Source organism: Mesorhizobium sp. M4A.F.Ca.ET.050.02.1.1 (genome assembly GCF_003997725.1).
Taxonomy (GTDB): domain Bacteria; phylum Pseudomonadota; class Alphaproteobacteria; order Rhizobiales; family Rhizobiaceae; genus Mesorhizobium.
Genome location: NZ_RZSG01000758.1, coordinates 1 through 2,888, shown reverse-complemented (window position 1 = coordinate 2,888; position 2,888 = coordinate 1). Strand labels below are relative to the sequence as shown.

Genomic DNA, 2,888 nt, shown 5'->3' with positions numbered 1-2,888 from the left:
GCTGACACCGAACGGCAAGCTCGACCGCCAGGCGCTGCCAGCGCCGGCCGACGAGGCCTATGCGCACGCCGCCTATGAAGCGCCGCAGGGCGCGGTCGAGACGCTGCTGGCCGGGATCTGGGCGGAGCTGCTCGGGGTCGAGCGGGTCGGACGCCACGACAACTTCTTCGAACTCGGCGGCCATTCGCTCCTGGCGGTGCAGCTCTTGAGCCGGCTGTCGCGGGCTGTTGGGGTCGAACTGCCGCTGACGAGGCTGTTCGCCAGGCCGGTTCTTTCCGATCTGGCCGAAAGCATCGTCGAGGTGTTGAGCCGCACCGGTCCGCAAGACCTGCCGGCGATTGCGACGGTGTCGCGCGACGAGCCGCTTGCGCTGTCGTTCGCGCAGCAGCGGCTATGGTTTTTGGCGCAGCTGGACGAGGGCAGTACCAACTATCACATTCCGCTGGCCTTGAGACTGCGTGGCGTGCTCGACCGCGTCGCCTGGCAGCGCAGCCTTGACCGTCTGTTTGCCCGTCATGAGGCGTTGCGCGGTGTCTTTGTCGCTCCGGAGGGCAAGCCGCGGGTTGAGGTTCTGCCGCCGGAGGGGCTGCCGGTGCTGGAGCACGATCTGCGGGACAGGCCGGATGCAGAGGCGGCGCTTTTGGATCTGTGCCGTGAAGAGGCGCAGACGCCCTTCGATCTTGCGCGCGGGCCGCTGATCCGCGGGCGTCTGATCCGGATGTCGGATGAGGAACATGTTTTCCAGCTGACCCAGCATCACATTGCCTCGGACGGCTGGTCGATGGGCGTGCTGGTGCGTGAACTCAGTCAGCTTTACCGGGCGTTCGCAGCTGGACAGGACGATCCTTTGCCGCCGCTGGCGATCCAGTACCCGGATTATGCCGCCTGGCAACGGCAGTGGCTGTCGGGGGAACGGCTGCAAAGCCAGGCTCAGTATTGGCGCAACGCCCTGTCAGGCGCCCCGGCCCGGCTTGCACTGCCGACTGACCGCGTGCGGCCGGCCCAGCAGTCGTTTGCCGGGGCCAGTGTGCCGATCGTCATCGATGCGGATCTGACGCGGGATCTGAAGCGGCTGAGCCGGCAGCATGGCACGACGTTGTTCATGACGGTGCTGGCGGCCTGGGCGGCGGTGCTTTCGCGTCTGTCGGGGCAGGACGACCTCGTGATCGGCGTTCCGAGCGCCAATCGAGGCCGGCGCGAGATCGAAGAGTTGATCGGTTTCTTCGTCAACACCCTGGCGCTTAGGCTCGATCTGTCCGGCGAGCCGAGCGTGTCGGAGCTTCTGGAACGGACGCGGCGCACGGCGCTGGCGGCGCAGGAGCATCAGGACCTGCCGTTCGAGCAGGTCGTCGAGATCGTGCAGCCGCCCCGGCATCTTGATCACACGCCGTTGTTCCAGGTGATGTTGGCCTGGCAGAACAATGCGGTCGAGTCATTGGACCTGCCGGGGCTGAGTGTGGAGGCTGCCGGGGAGGGGTATGATCAGGTCAAGTTCGATCTGGAGCTGAGCCTTGGCGAGCATGGCGAGGAGATCGCCGGAGCGCTGCACTATGCCACGGCGCTGTTCGATGAGGCGACGATCGAGCGGCAGTGCGATTATCTGCTGGCGCTGCTGCGGGCGATGGTTGCCGATGCCGGGCAGCCGGTCGGCCGCATCGAGCTGCTGTCGTCCGAGGAGCGGACCTACCTTCTGGAGGAGCTGAACCGGACGGACGCGGCCTATCCGTCGGAGCAGTGCATCCACGAGCTGTTCGAGGCGCAGGTGCGCCAGGCGCCGGATGCGGTTGCGCTGATCCATGACGACGAGCGGTTAGCTATGGCGAGCTCAATGCGCGGGCCAACCGGCTGGCCCATCATCTGATCGCGCTCGGGGTCAAGCCGGACCAGCCGGTGGCGATCTGCGTCGAGCGCAGCCCGGCGATGGTGGTGGGGCTGCTGGCGATCCTGAAGGCGGGCGGCGCCTATGTGCCGCTCGATCCGGCCTATCCGTCGGCACGGCTCAACCAGGTGCTCGCCGATGCCGCGCCGCAGCTGCTGCTGGCCGATGCGGCCGGCCGCGCCGCCCTCCGCGCCGAGGCGCTGGCCGATGTGAGCGTGGTCGATCTGGAGACGGCCACCCCGGCCTGGGCCGAGCTGCCCGCCTGCGATCCCGACCCGCGCGCGCTCGGCCTGACCGCACGCCATCTCGCCTATGTCATCTACACTTCAGGCTCTACCGGAGCCCCAAAGGGGGCAAAGAATGAGCATCGGGCTATTATCAATCGCCTGATCTGGATGCAGAAAGCCTACGCTCTCAATGCGACTGATGTCGTCTTGCAGAAGACGCCATTCGGCTTCGACGTCTCGGCCTGGGAATTCTTCTGGACGTTGCTTGAAGGGGCGACCCTGGTGCTGGCGCCTCCGGCTGCACACAAAGACCCCGATGCGCTTGTAAACTTGATAATCAGCCAAAGGATCACCACTGCACACTTTGTACCATCCATGCTGGTCAGCTTTATGGACACGAATGGTGTTGATCGCTGCACATCGCTGCAGCGTCTCGTGTGCAGTGGTGAGGCGCTTCCTGCCTCGCTTGCGCAGAAGGTTCGGCGCGTATTGCCTTGGACTGGCCTGCACAATCTATACGGTCCCACGGAAGCTGCTATCGACGTTACAGCCTGGAATTGCCCCGATGATTTTGATGGGTCAGTTGTCCCGATCGGCCGTCCGATTGCGAACACGCGGATCTATCTTCTGGACGCTCATGGTGGGCCGGTGCCGTTCGGGGCGGTGGGCGAGCTTTACATTGGCGGGGCGGGTGTTGCGCGCGGCTACCTGAACCGTCCCGAGCTGACGGCGGAGCGGTTCATCGCCAGCCCGTTTGTGGACGGCGACCGGCTGTACCGGAG

Annotated in this window: 2 protein-coding genes; both read left to right on the top strand. The window is 65.6% G+C overall.

Translation table 11 applies throughout. The features are described from left to right. Positions 1-1,861, top strand: a 1,861-nt coding sequence (locus EOA33_RS40960) for a condensation domain-containing protein (RefSeq protein WP_245482482.1), incomplete at its 5' end; no start/stop codon positions are given. Continuing rightward, positions 1,846-2,888 (top strand): amino acid adenylation domain-containing protein (locus EOA33_RS40955; RefSeq protein WP_348628270.1); only part of this gene is annotated, 1,043 nt, incomplete at its 3' end. The genes EOA33_RS40960 and EOA33_RS40955, both read left to right, overlap by 16 nt.